Consider the following 16,219-nt stretch of genomic DNA (forward strand, 5'->3'; position numbering starts at 1 on the left):
GGGGGCCCACGATGCACCGTCGCCATCACCTCCACCGTCACCGCTACCGCTCACTGCTCTCGGTGATCACCATGATGGTTCTCACCCTGCTGATCGCCCCGCTGCACGGCTCCGCCGACTCCTCCTCCCGGCTCGACGACCCCGATCCGGCAAGCATCCCGCTGCCCGTCCTCGACGACGACGACCCGGCGAAGGCGGTCGTCGCCCGGGTCACGTTCAGCAGTCGCACCCAAGCCACCGTCGACCGCACGTCGGTCAGCCTCCAGCGCGCACACACGCACATCGGCGATCCGCCGATCCTGAAGCTGAGTCTCACGGACGTGGACGGACAGGCCATCGACCGTATGAACGCCTGGAGTCCCCTGTGGGTCTACTCGCACGGCGACCGGGAGCGGATGGACGTCAAGAGCGGCGGGTCGGGCAGCTTCATCGTGCCCTTCTCGCCCGCCCTCTCCACCATGACGATCACCGACACGGCGCTGAACAGGGATGTCATCACCGTCGACGTCAAACCCGCCATCCGTGACTTCTGCGTGTCGCACCCCGCTGATCCCGACTGCCTGGAGAGCGACCTGTCGGTCGACTCCGTGGAGCCGCGGGCCCCGCTCTTCGCCGTCCTGGGCAAACCCGTCACCGTGTCCGTTGCCAGCACCGTCTCCAACGCCGGTCCGGACGGTCCGACCGACGCGCGTGTGGACCGTACGGTCACCGCCGGAACGGGCGTGACGGTCACCCCCGCCGAGCCCGAGACGACCGAGGTCGCCCTGGCAGTGGGCACGCCCCGGCGGCTGGAGAAGACGTACACCGTCACCTGTACCCAGCCCGGGGCGCGGACCCTGGACTTCACCACAGCGGTGGCGCCCGAGCGCGCCTCCGTAATCGATCCCCAGGAGGCCAACAACCGGCGCACCACGCGGCTGACCGTGGACTGCGCCGTCCCGGTGACCATCAACATCCAGCCGGGCACCACCCGCAATCCGGTCAACCTCAACGGCGGCGTCCTTCCGGTGGCCGCGCTGACCACCCGAGCCGGCGAGTACGGAAACCCTCTCGCCTTCGACGCGACCACGATCAACGCCGCCTCGCTGCACTTCGGGTCCCCGAGCGTGCTCCTGCTGGGCGGTGGGGTGCCGGAGGCCCACGGCCGGATCCATCCGGAGAACTCTCTGGAACTGGACGAGGTGACCCGTGACCGCGACCTGGACGCCGTCCTGCACTTCCAGCCACGGAGCCAGGCCCTGACCCCGGCCGATACGAGCGCCTGCGTCCTCGGGCGGTTCGCCGGCCCGAGCGGACCGCTCAGCTTCTACGGCTGCGACAGGGTCACGGTCGTGCCGTAGGGAGCGTTCGTTCACCACCGGCCGCGGCGGCCCGTACCCATGGCCGCCCCAGGGACCGGGCCGGCGGCATCGGCCGCCGGCCCGGTCCTGCGGAACCTGGTGGGGCAGCGTGGGCAGAGCCGATGAGTTCGGAGGCAGCATCCATCCGACGGCGCACCACCCCGTCGCCGGGCACATCCTCGTGACGGTGCCGACGGCGCGGACCATCAGCGCGCAGTGCAGGTGGGCGAACGCGCGCTCCACGCCCCAGCGCTGGGTGCCCAGTCCGGAGTCGTGTTCGGTGCCACGGCGGGCGATCGGCGGCTTCACACCGAGGTCCCGGATCAGGCGGCGGTACTTGTCGGGGTCGTAGCCACGGTCGCCCGGCACAACGTCCGGGCGGCGCCGGGGTCGGCCACGTTTGCCCCCGCACGGGCGGCGCGGCCTCGACCCTGCGCTGCGTGAAACCGACGCCGAGCTGGACCGGCACTGGAAGAACCTCAGCGCGTTCTACCCGCGCCACCTCTCAGCCGTCGCTACGAACAGCCCTTACGGCGGGGGCCGGCCCTGACGGGCTTGGGTGCGGGAGGAAGCACTGGGAGCAGACCGACGCCGAGGCTGGCGTGGTGCGCGGCCGCGCACCACGGACGCGGTGGTTGCGCGTAGGCGGCGTTCACGACCGATCCGCTCGTCAGTGGACAGTCGACCAGACTCCGGGGACGGCCCGCTCGCGCACGGGGCGGGGGGGCTTCGCGTCCAAGACGCGAGCAGCCTCTCGCAATGATCAAGAGATCCGAACGTTTGGAAACCCGGGCGTGGTGAAGACGGTTGTTAACACCGGCTTTATTTCCTCGAGGCAGGAGAAGCGCATGGGCATCATTGCCTGGATCTTGATCGGATTGCTCGCGGGCTTCATCGCTAAGGCGCTGATGCCGGGCAAGGACCCGGGCGGCGTCATCATCACCATGCTCATCGGCATCGCGGGCGGCCTGCTCGGCGGCTTCCTCGGCAAGGTCATCCTCGGCGTCGACTCCATCGACGGGTTCTTCGACCTGTCCACCTGGATCGCCGCCATCATCGGCTCGGTCATCCTCCTCGCCGTCTACCGACTGGTCACCAGCAACAAGCGACGTCACAGCCACGCCTGAACGACCTCGTCAGACCCGGACGGAAACGGCTCCCCCTCTCTGCTGAGGGCGGAGCCGTTCCGCTGCTACGAGTGCGGCCCAGGCCGCGCCTCTCTCCGTGGCGCCCCACTTCAGGCAGACCAGGGGTGACCTGACGGCCGGCAGCGGGCCGTATGTGCCGGTGCGGAGCTGCCGGAGACGGCGCGTAGGGCGACGCCCAAGGGGTAGGCGCGCGGCACTGCCCGCGAGTAGAGGAGGACCCGTATGCCGGCCCGGTCCGTCTCAGAGCATGAAGCAGCGCCTGAACGCGACGCCCTCCTGGGCGGTCGCTACCGGCTCCAGGGCCCCATAGGGTCCGGCGGCACGGCGGATGTCTTCCGCGGCGTCGACCAGATGCTGGGCCGTGAGGTGGCCGTCAAGGTGTTCCGCGCGGGCACCGACACGGTCACTGCCGACCGCTTCTGCGACGAAGCCCGCACACTGGCCCGCCTGTCCCACCGTGCTCTCGTCACCGTCTACGACGCCGGCCGACACGGCCAAGGCGCGTACATGGTGACGGAGTTGATCCGCGGCGTCACCTTGCGCACCCGGATGGACGCCGGCCCCCTCAGCGCCGTCCAGGTCACGCGGATCGGTGCCGAGATCTCCTCAGCCCTCGACCACGTGCACGCCCACGGCGTCATCCACCGCGACGTGAAACCCTCCAACATCCTCCTGGGCGAGGAGGGCTCCCCGCACCTGGCCGACTTCGGGCTCTCCCGGACCGTCCACGACGAATCCCACAGCGCCCCCGACACCCTTGTCGGCACCCTCGCCTACATGGCCCCGGAACAGTTCCTCGGCCAAGGCGCGAGCACAGCCAGCGACATCTACGCCCTGGGAATGACCCTCCTCGAAGCACTCACCGGCCACCGCGAATACCAGGGCACGCCCGTGGAGATCGGCACCGCCCACCTCCTGCGCCAACCCCGGATACCCGAGGGGCTGCCGGACGACCTGGCTCGCCTCCTCAGGAGGATGACCGACCGGGCCCCTGCGGATCGCCCCGACGCCGCAGCCGTCCACCAGCGCCTGCAAGACATCGCACAGGCGCCGCGGCCCCGTACCGCATCGAGCACGGCGCTCACCGGCACCGCCACACACCGCTCATCGCCGCCATCCCCTGCCCCTGCCCTGTACCCCATGCGAACGCCCGCGCGAACGCAGAGCAGGGCTATCAGCCGGCGACAGGCGGCTCTCTTCAGCCTTGCGGCTGCGAGTGTCGCGGCCAGCTGCGCGTTGGCGCTGGGGGGCATAACAGCAGGGAAGAACACACCCGACACCCCTCCCTCGCCCGAGCAACCGTTGACGTCGAAGAACACCGAGTTGGCCGGCCCGGCAGGATCCCCCAGCACGCTGTCCGCGTCGCCTCCTGGCGCCCCGGCGTCAGCCCCGCAGCTGCCGGTTGCGGCACCTTCCATCACAAGAGAACTTGAGGCGTCCACCAGCCCGACCGATTCATACTCCGCTCCATCCGTCACAGACCGTCCGACGAAGGCTCCTGAGCCAACGAAGATCCCCGGGAAGGCCAAGGGAAAGAAGGACAAGGGACGGTGAACGAACCACGCCTGAAGCGCTGGCACGCTCCGGTAGCCGACCGTCGTTGAACCCGTTCCCGTGCTGCGGGGCGCGGGGCCGCCCGCCAAGAGGTGCTCCTGACCGAGGCGGTCGTTTACCCGGAGGACGGGCCGGGCTGCACTTTGACCGGCGGGGTCTGGTGGTCGTACTACGACGAGCGGGAGGTGACGCCGGCCGGTGCGCTGGACATCGACCACATGGCCCCGCTCGCCGGGGTCTGGACGCCAAGCAGGCGGTGTTGCGCTGGTTGTGTCACTCCGAATGCCCGGAAAGGCGTCTTGGCCTGGTCGGGGAGGGGGAACCTGTCACTCGTCTGAGTGGCGGTGAAGCCTTCGGCCTTGAATGATCCCGGTTCGACGCCACGATGTTGCACGGTGAGGAGCAGCGCGACCGCCCCGCCGGAGGCGACCGCTTCGACAGGCGACCTGTCGATGAGCACTTCTCCGGGACGGTGTGCCCGATGCCGCGTCGGCGCGGGTAGGCACGAAATCCCCGCGAGCTGTCGGCCTTGTCGGCGATGACGTGGCCCGGTCGGCAGCGGGGCCGGCCAAGGCCGGAGCGGGGCACCCGGATGCGTTCGAGCAGAGGTCGTGCGCAGATGCCGTCGTGCCGTTGGCCGGGAGTCGGCAGTACGGCCAGGGGTAGGCCGCGGCCATCGCAGGCGAAATGGATTTTGGTGGTCAGGCCCAGGTCTGGGGCTCGGCGAAGCGGAGCTCCGGCGCGTGCTTCGGCGGCCGGCCTCCCTTCGGGTCGCGATCTCGAAGAGGCCCCTCGTCCTTGCCGAGCTGTTCCTTGATCAGGGCGCGGCGTTCTTCGAGAACGCGACCCAGGCTTTTACCGACCGTTGCGCCCGCCAGTCGCCACCACTGCATTTTTCCCAACCGGAGCCGACCGCCCCCTGTCCTCCCTCTCGTCGGCGCAGTCGGCGTGGAGAGGTCCGGCCCGCGAGCCCGCCCGACCACCATCAACGCCGCAGCTCAGCAGCCTTGCGGTGCGGCGATCTTCGTGACGATAAGGAAGAGGGCGACCATGCCTCCACATCCGAGAACAATCTTCTGCTTGGCGTTGAGCTGACCCCCGGACCCGTGGCGGCTTCGGTAGCCGCATACGCGGTCACCGCGGACGCGCCCGACCAGCTCGACGGGCAGGACCCGCAGGATCCACGCCAGCCGGGTGACGTCGTAACCGGCGTCGGTCACGATGACGATGTCGGGCCCGCTCGGCGCCCACTGGCCTGCCGCGACGAGTCGTTCGACGACGTCACGGAGTTGGGCTGCGGCCACCGCAGTGGCGTCGTCGGCCGGGCCGAGCCGGACCGCATCCAGGATAGGCGTCCAGGACGTGGCGCCCGTCTCCAGCACGGCGACGCCCAGGCGCCCGTCGGGGAACCGGGACAGCGGGAGGCCGGCCAGCAGTGACCGCAGCAGGTCCGCACGATCCGCCCCTGGTTCAGGCCGGCGTACATCGCTCCGTGCCCACGTCGATGTTCTGGCAGGAGCGTCAGCTCGACTGCCGAGTGCACCGCACCCGGCGCACACAGCACCGCCTCCGCCGACCCGAACAGCACGTCGCCTCGCACGGCCGGACACGCGTACAACTCGTCCCGCAAGCGTGACGCTTCCGCGAACGCCTTCCCCGGAGCGGCTTCGGTCAGCAGACTCACCCTCACGGCCTTCGTTCGATCGGTGCACCTCGGTCGGAGCGCATGATCAGACGAAGGCCGCCTCAGGCTTAGGGGAATCCCCAGGTCAGCGACCCAGTTCGAATGATTTCCGACGCCGCACCCCAAAGGGCAGGGTCAGGCTCCCTCGGAGGTGATCAGGCAGAAGGGATGGCCGACGGGGTCCGCGTAGACGCGGTATCCGATCGGCTTGCCCGAACCATCCAGCAGTGTCGCGCCGAGGGCAAGCCCCTGGGCCTCAGCCGTATCGAGGTCCGTGACCATCACGTCGATGTGCATTTGCTGAGGACGCGCGGGATCCGCTGGTCCCCGCTGTGTGCCTCACCGGCATCGTGCGGAACGTACCCACCTCCCCCTCCACCACCCTCCTGTTCGCAGCGGCAGCCGGCGAGGTGTGCCTGGTCGAGCTTGTCGCGGCGGGCCTTTCAGCCGGCCCGCGTGGAGAGCGCGGTGAGCAGCTCGCGCTCGCGGGCCGTGCTCAGGCCGGCCCGCCGGGAGCGGTCCAGCCCCTCGGCGCGCTCCCACCGCAGGAGGGCCTCCAGCATCTCCACGCGTGGGCGGTGGCGCAGCCCGGCCGCGCGCGCGGCGGCCCCGCTGCGCGCGGAGAAGCCCGCCCACTGCGGGTCCGTCATCCACATGGCCAGCGACTCGGGACCCATGAACTGCCCCACCCCCTGGTCGAGGAGCCACCGCGGGTCCGCCGTCGCCACCGGGCCGCCGTGGCCGGCCACGCGCCGCGACAGCTCGACCCACTCGTCGAAGGGGACGACGGGCCCGACGGCGTCGAAGGTCCCGGTGGATCCCCGCTCCGCGAGGTCCAGCAGCCAGCCCGCGAGGTCACGCACGTCGACCGTCTGGGTCGGCAGCCCGGGGGAGTGCGGTACGAGCATGGGCTGCTCCACCTCGCGGGCGGAGCGGGCCACCCAGTACCCCGTACGCCCGCTGTGGTCGCCGGGTCCGCCGATCAGGCCGGCCCGGGCAACGACGAGGCGGTCCCCGACGGCCGCGCGCGAAGCCGCTTCGCAGGCGACCTTCGCCTCCCCGTACTCGTCCCGTTCGACGTACTGGCCCTCGGCCGGGGCCAGCAGCGCGGCCGACTCGTCGGCGCCGACGGTGCCGTGGTCGGCGTAGGCGCTGACGGAGGAGACGTAGGTCCAGTGCCGGGCCCGCCCCGCCAGGGCGCGCAGCGCGCCCCGGACGAAGGCCGGCTGCCACGACACCTCGATCACGGCGTCCCAGTCGCGGTCGAGCACGGGGGCATAGGCGGAGTCCTGCTTCCGGTCCGCCGCCACCAGCCGTGCTCCGGGCACGACGGTCCCGCTCTCGCCGCGCGCCAGGCACGTCACGTCGTGCCCGCGCCCCAGCGCTTGCCCTGCGATCTCACGGCCCAGCCACGCCGTCCCACCCAGTATCAAGAGTTCCATCCGCCCACTTCAGCACAGCGGGAGCACCTGGGGCCCCCGGGTTCGCGCTCGGCGAAGGAGGAGGACTCGCGGCCTCGGCAGGGGGGCGAGGTCACGCCGGCGCGAGGGCGGGGCCGTCACAGGTCGCGCCGCATGCAGGCGCGGGGCCACCGGTCCAGGCCGTGCTCCGACTCGCGGGCGCGGATCGCCCGGAGGCCGGGGGTGAGCCCGCCGTCGTCCAGCAGCCGGAAGCCGCAGCGCGCGTAGTAGGGGGCGTTCCACGGCACTTCGGTGAAGGTGGTGAGCGTCAGGGCGGGCACCCCCTCGTGCGCGGCGAGGCCGGCCAGGTGCTCCAGCAGGGACCGGCCGATGCCGCGGCGCGCACGGTCCGGACGTACGGACACCTGCTCGACGTGGAGGTTGCCGTCGACGCGATCGGCGATCAGGTACGCGACCGGGTCCCCGGGTCCGGCACCGGGGCCGGGGCCGGGAGCGTCGACCGCGACCCAGGCCAGTCCGGCCCGCTGGTAGCGGCCGAGCTCGCCGAGCGTCAGCGGCTCGTCGTCGGCGATCTCCGCCATGCCGACGTCCCGAAAGCAGATCCCGGCAGCCCTCTCGATGTCCTGGAGGGCGGTCAGTTCGTCCGTGCGTGCTGCGCGAAGGGGCATGGGCGCATTGTCGGGGGCCGGGCCGTCCGGGGTCACCCGGGTATCGCCGCCGCGACGCGGCCGTAACCGGTCGGTCCGGCCGGGCGGTTGTGCTCCGTCCGAGTTCTCTTGGGGTGCCCGTTCGGCCCCAGGGCCGAGTCCATGATCATCATTTTGGCCCTCCATCGCTTTGATAGGGCTATGCCACGAATGCGACGGACACGACCGACCAGGGCGTGGGGTGCCGTTGCTGCGGTGACGGGGGCCATGCTGGTCGTCGCCGCAGCGCCGGGCCGCACGCCCGATGCGGACACGACGGAGCGGACCCTCGCCGGTCCGCAGCGGGAAGCAGCGGTCACGCTGCTGGTCGGGAGGGTGCTGGAGGAGGGCCGCGAGGCCGGCGCAGGACGGTGCGCGGTACGCGTGTTCCGGCCCGGCCTGTGCAGCGGCTGGCAGGAGCAGCGGGTGCTCGCCACCGCCCGCGGGGTGGGGTCCGTATTGAAGGAGCCCGCCCTGTACGAGGGTGACGCGGCGCGCGCCGCCCGGGAGCAGGTGCTTCCCACGGACGCCGGCGGGCCGCTCGAGATCGCCCTCGCCGATGCCGGCCGGCTCACGGACGTGACCGTGCAGGACGGCCACGGCCGCCATCTGGCCGGGGAGCTCGGCCCGCACAGCGAGCGCTGGCACAACACCGAGCCGCTGCGGGCGGGGGAGACGTACACCGTGCAGGTCGGCGCGCAGGACGCGGCCGGCACCCCGGTCGGCGTGACCATGGCCTTCCGGACCGCGCCGCCCGCGGACGGCGGCAGGCTGACGGCCGAGTTCGGGCCCGGCCCCGGCACGTACGGGGCCGGGGAGATCGTGACGGCCTCCCTCAGCCGGCCGGTGCCCGCCGACGACCTCCCGGCCCGCGCCCGCCTGGAGCAGGCCCTGCAGGTGACCTCGGAGCCGCACGTCGAGGGAGCCTGGCACTGGGTGGACGACTCCACCCTGCACTACCGGCCCCGTACGTACTGGCCCGCGCACACCGTGGTGCGCGTGCGCAGCGGTCTCGACGGGGTCGAGCTCGGGAACCACGACTACGGAGGCCCCTCCGACGACGTGCAGTTCACCATCGCGGACCGGATCGAGGCCGTCACCGACTCCGCCACCCACCGGATGACCGTCCGCCGCAACGGACGGATCATCAGGACGATCCCCGTGACCACCGGCAAGGCCGGCTTCCGGACCCGCAGCGGAATCAAGGTCGTGCTGCGCAAGGAGCCCAAGGTCCGGATGCGCGGGGACACCGTCGGCATCCAGCGCGGCACCAAGGAGTTCTACGACCTGCCCGTCCTCTACGCGACGCGCGTGACCTGGAGCGGCGAGTACATCCACGCCGCGCCCTGGTCGGTCGAGGCGCAGGGCGAGGAGAACGTCAGCCACGGCTGCACGGGCATGAGCACCGAGGACGCGGCCTGGTTCTTCGAGACGGTCCGCGAAGGCGACATCGTGGAGGTGGTCAACAGCGGCGGGGCGAAGATGGCCCCCTTCGACAACGGCTTCGGCGACTGGAACATGGACTGGCGGACCTGGCTGTCGGGCAGCGCCCTCGCGGACGTGGCGGGGGACCCGCACGGCGCACCGCTCTCCCCGTCCCGGCTGCACCCGACCACCTGACGCCCCGCCACCCGGCCCGGGCGGCCCTGGCCTACGATCACCACATGATCAAAGGAGTGATGTTCGACTTCTCCGGCACGCTGCTGCGCATCGAGTCGACCGGGGAGTGGCTCGCCGCCGCCCTCGCGGCGACGGGCGTGTCCCTGACCGAGGGGGAGTTCGACGAGACGGTGCGGCGGCTGACGGAGTACGGCGCCCTGCCGGGCGGGCCGGCGCCCCGGCAGGTGCCCGCACACCTCGCATCCCTCTGGCACGAGCGGGACGTGAGCGCCGATCGGCACCGGGCCGCCTACGGCGGACTGGCCCGGGCGGCCGGTCTGCCGGCACCGGAGCTGCTGACCGCCCTCTACGACCGCCACATGAGCCCCGCCGCCTGGCGGCCCTACCCGGACACCGGACCGACGCTGCGTGAACTGCGGCGGCGGGGGCTGCCGGTGGCCGTGGTCAGCAACATCGGCTGGGACCTCCGGCCGATCTTCCGCGCGCACGGGCTGGACGAGCTCGTCGACTCCTACGTGCTCTCCTTCGAGCTCGGCACGCAGAAGCCCGACCCGGAGATCTTCCGGGTCGCCTGCGGCCGGCTGGGACTTGCGCCCGCCGACGTCCTCATGGTCGGCGACGACCGCCGCGCGGACGGCGGCGCGCGGGCCCTCGGCTGCCCGGTCCACTTCGTGGACCACCTGCCGGTCGACCAGCGCCCCGCCGGACTGGAGCCGGTGCTCGGCCTGCTCGAAGCGCCGTAGCCGACGGCTCAGGCCGCGTCGTCGTCCACGTTCCACTTCCGCGGCAGCGCCCCGTCGCAGAACACGCAGACGAAGTCGTCCTCCCGCACGATATTCAGCTCCCGGCAGGCGGGGCACCTGCGGAAGACCACCTCGTGGGTGAACCCGGGCGGGTGTGCGAGCCCGGCCGCGTCCAGGGCGTCCGCGACGGCCGGCCACGAGCCGGGGTCGGGGCAGTAGCCCGTCGACTGGTTGCTGACCTCGTGGACCGCCCAGCGCCCTGACTCCCGGCGGAAACCGATCTCACCGGCGCTCAGGACCGGGCCGCCGCCGGCGCACGCCACGTGCTCGCTGCGCCGCGGCGCGAGCCGCAGGACACCGGCGGTGTCGACGACGAAGGTGAAGGGCTCGGCCGGTTCCGTCCGCGTCGACGTCGACGCCGAGGCCGATGCCCAGGCGTCGAAGTCAGCCGCCGAGCGAATCCTCCGCCCCTCGTTCCCCGGCCGTACCAGCGCGCGCAGTTCGGCCGGCCCGACGTACCGGTAACGCCGTCGCCGTTCCTCCATGTCCGCCACCCTAGACCGGCAGGGGGAACGCCCGCCGCGTGTGCCATCCTCGGGGCCGTGCCCGGAACCGGCCCCGCCACCGATGGCGGACTCGCCGGCGTTCCGGTCGATCGCCGCCCTCGATCCGCTGGTCGTCGACCGGCCCTACGGCGGCGGCGCGCCCCAGCAGGAGACGGTGACCGGCACCTACGCCGAACCCGGCCTCAGCCTGCCGGCGCAGGACAGCGTCCAGTACCCGTACGCGCTGCGCGCCGAGTCACCGCCCCCGCACACCTCCTGGTGCCGGGCGGGGGCGGGACGGCACCGGTCCGGGGGGCCTCAACTGTGGAACTGGCTGTAGTGCCGGGCGAACTCCTCCAAGTAGCCGGCCTGACCCCGGTACTTGATCTCGTCGAAGTCCGGGGCGGCCTTGATCTGGTCCTTGGTCCGGTCGACGTAGACCTTCCGCTCGGCCGTGTCGATGCGCCGGATGGTGCCGGCCGGGAGGAGTACGCGCTTGCCGAAGATCCAGACGCCCGTGTCGACGACGAGATGGGCGGCGTCGACGGCATCGGAGTGCTTGTCGACCTTCCCGATGCTGCCGTCGGTGGCCTCGACCTTGAACCCGATGAGGTCGAGGCCCGGCTCGTGTCCCGAGGCCGGGTCGTAGCCCCAGATCTTTTTCTCGTCCATCGTTCGTCCCTTCCGTACGGGTGACCGTCCCGCCCGGGCACGTGTGGCCGTCCCGGGCCCGGGCCACCGCCTCCCGGGCGCCTCCCCGGATCCGGCCGGCCCATGCACGGGCGGCAGGCACCCGGCCAGCCGTCGCCCTCCGTCTCAGGATGCGCCTCGGCTGAAGCTTTGCCTCCGGCAGGTGCACGCCGAGTAAGCGGGGGTAAACCCTTCATGACCCCGTTACGGCCCCTGTTTGCCTTCGGTTGAAGGGATGATTCCGCATGGCTCCTCGTATTCGTCGATCCCAGGCCGGAAATTCCTCCGATGTCGCCAGGCGGAGAGCGGCCGGCGGTGGCCCTCTCGCGGGCGATCCGGAGGTGGCGCGGGCGCTGGGGATGATCATGGCGTTGACGCCGTGCTCCGCCCGCGACGCCCGCGTCGTCCTCGCGTCGGCAGCTCAGGCCGCCCACGTCACGGCCGCCGAACTGGCCCGGGCCATCGTCGCCGCGCCGCACGGCACGGCGCTCCCGGCCCCTGTCGAACGGGCCCTGCGCCACGCGGTGGAATCCGCCCGCAGCCCGGTGCGCCCCGCACCCGCACCGCCTCCGCCGGTGGCCATGCTCGCCAACCGCGCTCTCACCGAGAAGCTCCTGGCCCGGTTCCGGGCCTGCCAGGCGAGCCTGGCCGCGGAACCCGGCAGCGAGGAGGCGCGCCGCGAGATGGACGACGTGACGTACACCCTGTGCGTACTGATGGGCCGACTCCGGGCGTACGAAGCCGTCATGGCCGCCCAGGACCGCCTCGACCTGTCCGCGTAGCGCCGACGAGGGGCGTCGTTTCCGGCAGGGACGGACGGGTGGACGCCGTCACCGGGGAGACCCGGCAAGCCGGTGATCGGCATGGCCAGGCCGAAGATCCGAAGGTGAGCGCCTCGGCGACGTCCCGTCAGGAGCGGCCGAACCAGCGGCGCTTGACCCGGGGCTCGGGCGCGGTGCCCTGCGCCGGGACCGCCGACGGGGCGTCGTACTCGCGGGAGATCGCCTGGACCCGGCCCGACTCGGCGTCGTGGCGCACCGTGTCCAGGCCCTGGCGGTCCAGTTGGGCGATGGCGTGGGTGTGGGTGGTGGTGTTCAGGGCGAGCATCCCGACCTTCGGGTGCTCGCCGTCGATCTCCACCTCCTCGCCGAGCAGGATCTGCATCAGACGGTCCGCGGAGGCCGAGGGCAGCTCCTCGTCGACGGCGACGTGCAGCATCAGGTGTTCCTCGCCGGTGGCCCGCCACCGGACCTGTGCCACCCACACCGAGCGGACGGCGGGGAACTCCCGGATCCGCCGCACCAGTGCGTCGCGCAGGGCGACCGCCACCGGGGCGGTGGACCAGTCGAGCTTCATTTCCGCCCCGGGCCCGTACGTTGCCCAGTCCCGCAGCACCTGCTCGGGGAAGATCGCCTGCCCGGTTCCGGAGCGGACCCCGAGCACGGCGACGCCGGTCGTCTCCAGGATGTCCCTCAGTCGCGCCGCGTCGCAGTGCGCCATCCCGGCGGCCTCGGGCAGGAGTCGTACGCCGAGTGCCGCGTCGGTGAACCCGAGCAGCGTGGGCGGCTGCTCGTCGTCGGGGAGGAACATCACCGAGCCGGCGTCGGTGAAGGGAACGAACACCCCTCCCTCGAACAGCGCGGCGAGCAGCGCCTGCGGTGCGGGCTCGTCCCCGGCCGCGCGGCGGTCGAGAAGGCTGGCGAGACGTACGTTCGAATGCTCGGTCACGCGTGCAGCGTAGTGCCCAGACGGCCGCCGAACCGGCCCCGCCCTATGGGCATCCGACCGCCGTTCCGCGCGGGCCGCCTCGGCTACGAGGGGCCCACGCATTGAAGCGTTGGCCTTCAGCTGATCCAGCGATAGCGCCGCACCTGTTGCACAGGCTGGGGTGATCGACACCTGCGCTGAGCTGTACAAGGTCGTCCCGACTCGCCTCGCGCCACACTTCTCGCCTGACCCGCGACGAGCTGCTCGGCGGCCCTGGCCGGTCCGCACAAGGCGGCGCAGGGGCGCCGCATGGGCCGCGTCCTACGGGGCAGGCGCCGACGCGTGGGTCCGGGCGACCGCCCGGACGAAACGAAATCGGAGGCCATCATGGGACACGGCGGAGACGTGGTGCAGGAACTGACCGTCGACCACAACGAGGTGAAGGAGTACTTCGGGCAACTGCGCACCGCCACCGACGGGAAACGCCGACGCGAGCTGGCCGACCTGCTGACCATCGAGCTCGTCCGCCACTCCGTCGCGGAGGAGCAGTACCTCTATCCGGCCATCCGCAAGCACCTCGACGGCGGTGACCGCATCGCCGACAAGGAGATCGCGGACCATTCCCGCGTCGAGGAACTGCTCAAGGAGCTGGAGAAACTGGATCCCTCCGGCGCCGAGTTCGTCAGCCGGGTGGACGAACTGCGCACCGAGGTCCTCGCGCACATCAAGGACGAGGAGGAGAACCTCTTCCCGGCCCTGCGGCACAACTGCCGGCAGAGCGAACTGGACCACCTGGGCGACAGCATCCGCCGGGCGAAGAAGCTGTCGCCGACCCGCCCGCACCCGGGCAGCCCGTCGACCCCGCCGGCCAACAAGCTGCTCGCCCCGGGAATCGGCCTCGTCGACCGCGCCCGGGACCTCGTCACCGGACGGGGCAAGGGAGCCTGACCCGCAGGCCCGTCCCCTGCCCTGCCCGTCCCCGCCGGACCGTCCCTGAGGGCCCGACCGCCGCTCAGGGACGGCCGCGGGGGCCGATGACGCGCAGCCGCTCCAGGAGGTACAGGAACGCGTCGGCCAGGGGCGCCGCCCGGTGTTCGTCGTCCAGCCGCCGCCAGTCGATCTGCTCCCGCAGCATCCGCGCCATCGGGAGCAGGTCCCCGAAGTCGCAGTAGTGCTCGCACAAGGCCGCGAGCTTGCTGTCCATGAGGTCCGTCGGCGAGAGCACCGGCATCCAGACCGAGTCCACCGGCAGCAGCACCGCCCGGTCCAGCAGCTCCCTGCTCACGGGACGCCTGGCGAGCTCGAAGATCAGGTCGATCTCCTCCCCGCCGGACCGGCCCTTCACCAGCCAGTCCTCGGGGGCACGGCGCATGGCGATGCCGCCCTCCTCCAAAGCCTTGATCACGGCCTCGGAGTCCTCGGGACGCACGCAGAAGTCCGTGTCGTGCTGGAAGTGGGCCGGGACGCCGTGCGCGAACGCGGCGACGCTGCCGGCGAGCGCGAAGGGCTGGTCCGAGGCCTTGAGGAGCGCCGCCACCCGTTTGGTGGTCTCCAGAATGGCCTGCGTGTGGTCCTGTGGAAGCAGGGCCCGGCCCTCGACCTGTGGGTCCGGCTCTACGGAGGAAGGTGCCTTCATGCGGCGCGCCTTACCGTTCGGGTGCCCGGCCAAACCCGCCGCGCCACCCGCTCCCTCCACCGGTGTAGCCGCGTGTGCCGGGCGGGACGCGGGGCAGACGCCCCGTAGACGGCCGAGGCGATCGGGAACCGATCCAGAAGAGGCAGGTGTGCGGTGTGACCACCGGCGGCCATCCACTTCGACAGATCCGGCCCGCACACACGGTGGGCGCGGGCGAGGCGCGGGTGCTCGTCGCCGGACTGCTCGCCCCCGCGCCCGGCGGATCCGGCCCGGGCGACGCCGTCGTCGCCGACGCCCTGCTCGTCACGTCGGAGCTGGTCACCAACGCCTTCCGACACGGGGGCGGCCTCACCGGCTTCGCCGCCGAGACGGACGGCCGCACCCTCACGATCAGCGTCAGCGACGCCAGCAACGAGATCCCCAGCACTGCCGCGGGCCACAGCGCCCATTCGGAGGGCGGCTTCGGATGGGAGCTGGTCCACCTCCTGGCTCGGCGGGTCTCCGTGGACCGCCACCCCGGCGGCGGCAAGACCATCGAGGTCACGATCCCCCTGACGTGACCGACGGGGCGCCGCCGCGGCGTCCGTCCCCGTGCCGCCGCCCCCGTACCACCGATGGAACTGGTCCGCCCCGGGCTCGTGACCACGGGGCGGCAGCCGACGTCTGCCCGACCCACCCGTCCTCAAACCACCCGGCCGGGGGATCATTTCGATCGCCGCGCCGCACCCAGCCGGCGGAAGGCGAGGGCGTCCACCACGGCCGCCCCGCCCGCGTCGTTGTTGAAGTAGGCGAAGACATCGGCGTCCGGAGGCCAGGCGTCGGAGATCCGCCCGGCCCAGGACGCCAGCGCGGTCCGCCCGTACCGGGGGAAGGGCCGGGCCCGGCCCTCGTGGAAGCGTACGTATCCCCATCCGGCCGTCCGCCACAGCGGCGTGACGGGCCGTGAGCCGCGGTCCGCCCAACACAGGGCGGCCCGGTGCGCGACGAGCACGGAACGCACCTCCGCGGTCCACCACGAGTCGTGCCGCGGCTCGACGGCCACGCGCGTGCCGGACGGGAAGCAGGCGAGACAGGCGTCCAGGGCCTCGGCGTCCACGCGCAGGGTCGGCGGCAGTTGCAGCAGCACCGGCCCGAGCCGCTCGCCGAGCCGACCGCTGTGCTCCATCAGGCGCCGGACGGGCTCCTCCGGCTCCCGCAGCCTCTTCACGTGCGTCAGGAAGCGGCTGGCCTTCACGGCCACGACGAAGCCGGGCGGTGTGCGATCCCGCCAGGCGGCGAAGGTCGCGGGGTCCGGCAGCCGGTAGAACGCGCTGTTGCTCTCGACCGTGCCGAAGTGCCGGGCGTACTCCTCCAGCCACAGCCGTTGCGGCACACCGGCCGGGTACAGGACCCCCGCCCAGTCCTTGTACTGCCACCCCGAGGTGCCCACGTACACCGGCATGACG

At 72.1% G+C, this 16,219-nt stretch carries 18 protein-coding genes and 2 pseudogenes; 9 read left to right on the forward strand and 11 right to left on the reverse strand.

What is annotated here, in order from left to right; all coding sequences use genetic code 11:
- Positions 1 to 11: 11 nt before the first annotated feature.
- Complete coding sequence (locus tag ACFYP3_RS11450) at positions 12 to 1,340, forward strand: hypothetical protein (protein ID WP_388830334.1); 1,329 nt, start codon at positions 12 to 14, stop codon at positions 1,338 to 1,340.
- A gap of 198 nt (positions 1,341 to 1,538) precedes the next feature.
- On the opposite strand, the pseudogene ACFYP3_RS11455 reads toward ACFYP3_RS11450, so the two are convergent.
- A pseudogene (locus ACFYP3_RS11455) lies at positions 1,539 to 1,770 on the reverse strand (IS5/IS1182 family transposase); the annotation flags it as partial.
- A gap of 418 nt (positions 1,771 to 2,188) precedes the next feature.
- Here ACFYP3_RS11455 and ACFYP3_RS11460 point away from each other — a divergent pair.
- Complete coding sequence (locus ACFYP3_RS11460) at positions 2,189 to 2,467, forward strand: GlsB/YeaQ/YmgE family stress response membrane protein (protein ID WP_388830337.1); 279 nt, start codon at positions 2,189 to 2,191, stop codon at positions 2,465 to 2,467.
- Positions 2,468 to 2,710: 243 nt separating this feature from the next.
- Positions 2,711 to 4,042, forward strand: coding sequence for a protein kinase (locus ACFYP3_RS11465; RefSeq protein WP_388830340.1), 1,332 nt, complete (start codon positions 2,711 to 2,713; stop codon positions 4,040 to 4,042).
- Positions 4,043 to 4,315: 273 nt separating this feature from the next.
- Here the strand turns inward: ACFYP3_RS11465 and ACFYP3_RS11470 are convergent, their stop codons facing one another.
- The 5 genes and pseudogenes from ACFYP3_RS11470 to ACFYP3_RS11490 all read right to left on the reverse strand — a co-directional run bounded on the left by ACFYP3_RS11470 (position 4,316) and on the right by ACFYP3_RS11490 (position 7,815).
- A complete protein-coding gene (locus ACFYP3_RS11470; protein ID WP_388830769.1) occupies positions 4,316 to 4,753 on the reverse strand; it encodes a transposase in 438 nt (145 codons plus the stop codon).
- A gap of 287 nt (positions 4,754 to 5,040) precedes the next feature.
- A complete protein-coding gene (locus ACFYP3_RS11475) occupies positions 5,041 to 5,424 on the reverse strand; it encodes a transposase (RefSeq protein ID WP_388830343.1) in 384 nt (127 codons plus the stop codon).
- Between the two features lie 437 nt (positions 5,425 to 5,861).
- A pseudogene (locus ACFYP3_RS11480) lies at positions 5,862 to 6,047 on the reverse strand (VOC family protein); the annotation flags it as partial.
- A gap of 122 nt (positions 6,048 to 6,169) precedes the next feature.
- The gene (locus ACFYP3_RS11485) at positions 6,170 to 7,168 is read right to left on the reverse strand and encodes an NAD-dependent epimerase/dehydratase family protein (RefSeq protein ID WP_388830346.1); all 999 of its coding nucleotides are present in this window, start codon (positions 7,166 to 7,168) and stop codon (positions 6,170 to 6,172) included.
- A gap of 116 nt (positions 7,169 to 7,284) precedes the next feature.
- Positions 7,285 to 7,815, reverse strand: a complete 531-nt coding sequence (locus ACFYP3_RS11490; RefSeq protein ID WP_388830349.1) for a GNAT family N-acetyltransferase — start codon at positions 7,813 to 7,815, stop codon at positions 7,285 to 7,287.
- A 234-nt stretch (positions 7,816 to 8,049) separates the two neighbouring features.
- Between ACFYP3_RS11490 and ACFYP3_RS11495 the strand changes: the two genes are divergently transcribed.
- Both ACFYP3_RS11495 and ACFYP3_RS11500 read left to right on the forward strand, forming a co-directional pair.
- Positions 8,050 to 9,453, forward strand: a complete 1,404-nt coding sequence (locus tag ACFYP3_RS11495; RefSeq protein WP_388830352.1) for an Ig-like domain-containing protein — start codon at positions 8,050 to 8,052, stop codon at positions 9,451 to 9,453.
- A gap of 44 nt (positions 9,454 to 9,497) precedes the next feature.
- Positions 9,498 to 10,196 (forward strand): HAD family hydrolase, encoded by a 699-nt coding sequence (locus ACFYP3_RS11500; protein WP_388830355.1) that lies wholly within the window; start codon positions 9,498 to 9,500, stop codon positions 10,194 to 10,196.
- An 8-nt stretch (positions 10,197 to 10,204) separates the two neighbouring features.
- On the opposite strand, the gene ACFYP3_RS11505 is transcribed toward ACFYP3_RS11500, so the two are convergent.
- Positions 10,205 to 10,741, reverse strand: coding sequence for a hypothetical protein (locus tag ACFYP3_RS11505; RefSeq protein ID WP_388830358.1), 537 nt, complete (start codon positions 10,739 to 10,741; stop codon positions 10,205 to 10,207).
- An 82-nt stretch (positions 10,742 to 10,823) separates the two neighbouring features.
- On the opposite strand from ACFYP3_RS11505, the gene ACFYP3_RS11510 reads away from it, so the two are divergent.
- Complete coding sequence (locus ACFYP3_RS11510; protein ID WP_388830361.1) at positions 10,824 to 11,081, forward strand: hypothetical protein; 258 nt, start codon at positions 10,824 to 10,826, stop codon at positions 11,079 to 11,081.
- Here the strand turns inward: ACFYP3_RS11510 and ACFYP3_RS11515 are convergent.
- A complete protein-coding gene (locus ACFYP3_RS11515) occupies positions 11,060 to 11,413 on the reverse strand; it encodes a PRC-barrel domain-containing protein (protein WP_388830364.1) in 354 nt (117 codons plus the stop codon). The two genes, ACFYP3_RS11510 and ACFYP3_RS11515, sit on opposite strands and share 22 nt — an antisense overlap.
- Before the next feature lie 383 nt (positions 11,414 to 11,796).
- Here ACFYP3_RS11515 and ACFYP3_RS11520 point away from each other — a divergent pair, with 383 nt between their 5' ends.
- Positions 11,797 to 12,213, forward strand: coding sequence for a DUF5133 domain-containing protein (locus ACFYP3_RS11520; protein ID WP_388830366.1), 417 nt, complete (start codon positions 11,797 to 11,799; stop codon positions 12,211 to 12,213).
- A gap of 127 nt (positions 12,214 to 12,340) precedes the next feature.
- Here the strand turns inward: ACFYP3_RS11520 and ACFYP3_RS11525 are convergent, their stop codons facing one another.
- Positions 12,341 to 13,159, reverse strand: coding sequence for a hypothetical protein (locus tag ACFYP3_RS11525; RefSeq protein ID WP_388830369.1), 819 nt, complete (start codon positions 13,157 to 13,159; stop codon positions 12,341 to 12,343).
- A 366-nt stretch (positions 13,160 to 13,525) separates the two neighbouring features.
- Between ACFYP3_RS11525 and ACFYP3_RS11530 the strand changes: the two genes are divergently transcribed.
- Positions 13,526 to 14,086: a hemerythrin domain-containing protein gene (locus ACFYP3_RS11530; protein ID WP_388830371.1), complete on the forward strand. Its 561-nt coding sequence runs from the start codon at positions 13,526 to 13,528 to the stop codon at positions 14,084 to 14,086.
- 64 nt (positions 14,087 to 14,150) lie between these two features.
- On the opposite strand, the gene ACFYP3_RS11535 is transcribed toward ACFYP3_RS11530, so the two are convergent.
- A complete protein-coding gene (locus ACFYP3_RS11535; RefSeq protein ID WP_388830374.1) occupies positions 14,151 to 14,774 on the reverse strand; it encodes a nucleotidyltransferase family protein in 624 nt (207 codons plus the stop codon).
- A 155-nt stretch (positions 14,775 to 14,929) separates the two neighbouring features.
- Between ACFYP3_RS11535 and ACFYP3_RS11540 the strand changes: the two genes are divergently transcribed.
- Positions 14,930 to 15,334: an ATP-binding protein gene (locus ACFYP3_RS11540; protein ID WP_388830377.1), complete on the forward strand. Its 405-nt coding sequence runs from the start codon at positions 14,930 to 14,932 to the stop codon at positions 15,332 to 15,334.
- 143 nt (positions 15,335 to 15,477) lie between these two features.
- Here the strand turns inward: ACFYP3_RS11540 and ACFYP3_RS11545 are convergent, their stop codons facing one another.
- A complete protein-coding gene (locus tag ACFYP3_RS11545) occupies positions 15,478 to 16,215 on the reverse strand; it encodes a DUF72 domain-containing protein (RefSeq protein WP_388830771.1) in 738 nt (245 codons plus the stop codon).
- Positions 16,216 to 16,219 lie beyond the last annotated feature (4 nt).

The organism is Streptomyces sp. NPDC005533 (assembly GCF_042871845.1).
Lineage (GTDB): Bacteria > Actinomycetota > Actinomycetes > Streptomycetales > Streptomycetaceae > Streptomyces.

Excerpts from the sequence above, each read along its gene's own strand:
- ACFYP3_RS11515 (WP_388830364.1), bottom strand. The coding sequence starts at position 11,413 with ATGGACGAGAAAAAGATCTGGGGCTACGACCCGGCCTCGGGACACGAG.
- ACFYP3_RS11490 (WP_388830349.1), bottom strand. The coding sequence starts at position 7,815 with ATGCCCCTTCGCGCAGCACGCACGGACGAACTGACCGCCCTCCAGGAC.
- ACFYP3_RS11530 (WP_388830371.1), top strand. The coding sequence starts at position 13,526 with ATGGGACACGGCGGAGACGTGGTGCAGGAACTGACCGTCGACCACAAC.
- ACFYP3_RS11510 (WP_388830361.1), top strand. The coding sequence starts at position 10,824 with ATGGCGGACTCGCCGGCGTTCCGGTCGATCGCCGCCCTCGATCCGCTG.
- ACFYP3_RS11450 (WP_388830334.1), top strand. The coding sequence starts at position 12 with ATGCACCGTCGCCATCACCTCCACCGTCACCGCTACCGCTCACTGCTC.
- ACFYP3_RS11505 (WP_388830358.1), bottom strand. The coding sequence starts at position 10,741 with ATGGAGGAACGGCGACGGCGTTACCGGTACGTCGGGCCGGCCGAACTG.
- ACFYP3_RS11460 (WP_388830337.1), top strand. The coding sequence starts at position 2,189 with ATGGGCATCATTGCCTGGATCTTGATCGGATTGCTCGCGGGCTTCATC.
- ACFYP3_RS11545 (WP_388830771.1), bottom strand. The coding sequence starts at position 16,215 with ATGCCGGTGTACGTGGGCACCTCGGGGTGGCAGTACAAGGACTGGGCG.
- ACFYP3_RS11535 (WP_388830374.1), bottom strand. The coding sequence starts at position 14,774 with ATGAAGGCACCTTCCTCCGTAGAGCCGGACCCACAGGTCGAGGGCCGG.
- ACFYP3_RS11485 (WP_388830346.1), bottom strand. The coding sequence starts at position 7,168 with ATGGAACTCTTGATACTGGGTGGGACGGCGTGGCTGGGCCGTGAGATC.
- ACFYP3_RS11465 (WP_388830340.1), top strand. The coding sequence starts at position 2,711 with ATGCCGGCCCGGTCCGTCTCAGAGCATGAAGCAGCGCCTGAACGCGAC.
- ACFYP3_RS11500 (WP_388830355.1), top strand. The coding sequence starts at position 9,498 with ATGATCAAAGGAGTGATGTTCGACTTCTCCGGCACGCTGCTGCGCATC.
- ACFYP3_RS11520 (WP_388830366.1), top strand. The coding sequence starts at position 11,797 with ATGGCGTTGACGCCGTGCTCCGCCCGCGACGCCCGCGTCGTCCTCGCG.